Here is a 3,209-nt window from a genome sequence, read left to right as displayed (position 1 = left end):
TCCGAAACCTGCGCGCTCGACATCATCGGCGCCCGTTTCGTGCGCGACCTGAAGCCCGGCGAGATGGTCGTCGTCACCACAAAGGGCATCGAAAGCCTGTTTCCGTTCGAGCCGCAGAAGACCCGCTTCTGCATCTTCGAATATGTTTATTTCGCACGCCCGGATTCATCGGTCGAAGGCCGCAACGTCTACGAGGTGCGCAAGCGCATCGGCGCGGAGCTGGCGCTGGAAAGCCCAGTCGATGCCGACATCGTCGTGCCGGTGCCGGACAGCGGCACCCCGGCGGCGATCGGCTTTTCGCAGGCCGCGGGCATCCCGTTCGAGCTCGGCATTATCCGCAATCACTATGTTGGCCGCACCTTCATCCAGCCTGGCGATTCGATCCGCCACATGGGTGTCAAGCTCAAGCACAACGCCAACCGCCGCATGATCGAAGGCAAGCGCGTGGTTCTGGTCGACGATTCGATCGTGCGCGGCACCACCAGCCAGAAGATCGTGCAGATGGTGCGCGATGCCGGCGCCAAGGAAGTGCACATGCGCATCGCCTCGCCGCCGACGCGCGCCTCCTGCTTCTACGGCGTCGACACGCCGGAAAAGTCGAAGCTGCTGGCGTCGCGCATGTCGGTGGAAGAGATGGCCGAGTTTATCCGCGTCGATTCGCTTGGATTCCTGTCGATCGACGGGCTTTACCGCGCCGTCGGCGAGGCCGGTCGCGCCAATGAGCAGCCGCAGTTCTGCGACGCCTGCTTCACCGGGCAATATCCGACCCGGCTCGCCGACTTCGAAGGTTCGGACAATGTGCGCACGCTGTCGCTGCTGGCGGCGGGCGGGGCGTAGGTCTAGCTGGAACCCGCGAATTTCGCCGGTTTGCAAATTTCGTCGCGATTGCTGTGTCGCGCCCCTCTGTCCTGCCGGACATCATAGAGCGCTAACCTTCGGAGCTGCCCGGTGACCCCTGCCCTCGACCTTTCCGGCCGCGTCGCGGTCGTCACCGGTGCCTCGCGCGGCATCGGCTACTTCATCGCCCTGGAACTTGCCGCCGCTGGAGCGCATGTCATCGCGATTGCCCGCACCGTCGGCGGACTGGAGGAACTCGACGACCAGATCAAGGCAACGGGCGGACAAGCCACCCTTGTGCCGCTCGACCTCGCCGACATGGCCGGCATCGACCGGCTGGGCGGCGCCATCCACGAGCGCTGGGGCAAGCTCGACGTCCTGGTCGCCAATGCGGCGGTGCTCGGCGTCATCTCGCCGATCGGTCATGTCGAGGCCAAGACCTTCGAAAGGGTGATGACCATCAACGTCACCTCGACATGGCGACTGATCCGCTCGGTCGATCCGTTGCTCAGGCTCTCCGATGCCGGCCGCGCCATCGTGCTTTCCTCCAACGCCGCCCATTCGGCGCGAGCCTTCTGGGCGCCCTATGCGGCGTCGAAGGCGGCGGTCGAGACCATGATGCGTTCCTGGGCGCATGAGACCGAAAACTTGGCCCTCAGGGTCAATGCCGCCGACCCCGGCGCCACCCGCACCGCCATGCGGGCGCAGGCAGTGCCCGGCGAGGACCCGGAAACGCTGCCGCACCCCCAGGAGATCGCCAAACGCATCCTGCCGCTGGCCAGCCCTGCGCTTACGGAAACCGGGCTGATCTTCCAGGCCAAGCACAACCGCTTTGTTGCCTACCGGCAGCCGGAGTAGACGCATCGCGCAATTTGGCGGAAGAATTGCACCGCCACCGACGTTGTTGGAATGCCAAACGTTCGCAAACGGAGGACCACCATGCGCAAACTGCTTCTCGTCACCGCCGCTGCATCGCTAGCAGCCATCGGCGGCGCATCCTCGCAGGATGCGACAATGAGCTTCTTCGTCACCAGCGTCGGCTCCGGCAAGGGCGCAGATCTCGGCGGCCTTGCGGGTGCCGATGCCCATTGCGGGTCGCTGGCCGAAGCGGCCGGCATTACCGGTAAAACATGGCGCGCCTATCTCTCGACCAGCGACACCGACGCACGCGATCGCATCGGCAAGGGACCGTGGTTCAACGCCACGGGCGTCAAGATCGCCGACAATGTCGCTTCGCTGCATAGCGATGCCAACGCCATCACCAAGCAGACGGCGCTCGACGAAAAGGGTGAAGTGGTCAACGGCCGCGGCGATAAGCCCAACCGGCACGACGTGCTGACCGGCTCCAAGCCGGACGGCACGAAAATCGCCGACCAAACCTGCGGCGACTGGACGCTCAGCGGCGCAGAAGGTGCGGCAATGACGGGCCATCACGACCGCATGGGTCTCGACGATTCGGCCGCCGCCAAATCGTGGAATTCCTCGCACGCTTCACGCGGCGGGTGCAGTCAGGAGGCGCTGAGGAGCACCGGCGGCGACGGCCTGTTCTACTGCTTTGCCGTGAACTGAGCTGTTCCAACAAACACAGGACATCGCACGGCTGTGATGCGAACCGCCGCGCCCGGCCGCGCTTTCGCCGATCGACCGGAGTTGATAGGATCGCCCGACTGCCACAATAAGCGAGGAAATTTCCATGGCTTCGAGCGTACCGTTGGTCTGGTATCTAGTGATTGCCGGTCCGCAAGGCGGCATGGTGGTGCTGCCCAGCACGTTCGACACCCGCGAACAGTGCACCTCCGCCATCACCGAATATCAGAAGCAGCCGACGCCGGCCGGCTGGTCGGTGCAGTGTGTGCCGAGCGCCTCGCCGTTCGCCGACGAGGGCGAAAGTGAGTAGCCGGCGGCGCGCGTTTCAGCACTTCGCACTGACCGTCAGTTCCGGCCTGGTATTGATTGTCTGAAACACCACGCAGTAGCGTTCGGTTAGCTTGAGCAGCGCGTCGATGCGCTCCTGTGGCTCGTCAGTGTCGAGGCCGAATGTGAGCCGGATGGCGCGGAAGCCGACCGGCGCATCTCTTGCTACACCCAAGGTGCCGCGAAAGTCGAGATCGCCTTCGGCCTCCACGGTGGCGGCGCCGAGCTTGAACTCCAGCGCCGTCGCCACCGCCTTCAGCGTTACGCCGGCGCAAGCGACCAGGGCCTCCAGCAGCATGTCGCCCGAACACAGTTCGAGCCCCGAACCGCCGGTAGCCGGATGCAGACCGGCAACGGCGAGCGCCCTGCCCGTCTCCACTTTGCAGGCGATCGACTGGTCGTCGATCGAGCCTTTGGCCCGAAGCGTGATCAGAGCGCGCGATGCGTCGTCGCGATAG

Annotated in this window: 5 protein-coding genes; 4 read left to right on the top strand and 1 reads right to left on the bottom strand. The window is 64.9% G+C overall.

Features of this window, described 5'->3' with window-relative positions; genetic code table 11:
• The 4 genes from EOA86_RS28050 to EOA86_RS28035 all read left to right on the top strand — a co-directional run.
• Nucleotides 1–837 (top strand): amidophosphoribosyltransferase (locus EOA86_RS28050; protein WP_281035702.1); only part of this gene is annotated, 837 nt, incomplete at its 5' end.
• 111 nt (nt 838–948) lie between these two features.
• Nucleotides 949–1,695, top strand: coding sequence for an SDR family NAD(P)-dependent oxidoreductase (locus EOA86_RS28045; protein ID WP_128344649.1), 747 nt, complete (start codon nt 949–951; stop codon nt 1,693–1,695).
• Nucleotides 1,696–1,776: 81 nt separating this feature from the next.
• The gene (locus EOA86_RS28040) at nt 1,777–2,406 is read left to right on the top strand and encodes a hypothetical protein (protein WP_128344647.1); all 630 of its coding nucleotides are present in this window, start codon (nt 1,777–1,779) and stop codon (nt 2,404–2,406) included.
• A 124-nt stretch (nt 2,407–2,530) separates the two neighbouring features.
• A complete protein-coding gene (locus EOA86_RS28035) occupies nt 2,531–2,734 on the top strand; it encodes a hypothetical protein (RefSeq protein ID WP_128344646.1) in 204 nt (67 codons plus the stop codon).
• A 15-nt stretch (nt 2,735–2,749) separates the two neighbouring features.
• On the opposite strand, the gene EOA86_RS28030 is transcribed toward EOA86_RS28035, so the two are convergent.
• On the bottom strand, nt 2,750–3,209 hold a 460-nt coding region (locus EOA86_RS28030; RefSeq protein WP_164892044.1), incomplete at its 5' end, for an OsmC family protein.

The organism is Mesorhizobium sp. M5C.F.Ca.IN.020.32.2.1 (assembly GCF_004023105.1).
In the GTDB taxonomy this organism is placed as follows: domain Bacteria; phylum Pseudomonadota; class Alphaproteobacteria; order Rhizobiales; family Rhizobiaceae; genus Mesorhizobium; species Mesorhizobium wenxiniae.
Note: the sequence above shows the minus strand (reverse complement) of the source record. Positions and strands in the feature narration are given on the sequence as shown.

Coding starts and splice junctions, on each gene's coding strand:
- EOA86_RS28035 (WP_128344646.1), top strand. CDS start 2,531: ATGGCTTCGAGCGTACCGTTGGTCTGGTATCTAGTGATTGCCGGTCCG.
- EOA86_RS28040 (WP_128344647.1), top strand. CDS start 1,777: ATGCGCAAACTGCTTCTCGTCACCGCCGCTGCATCGCTAGCAGCCATC.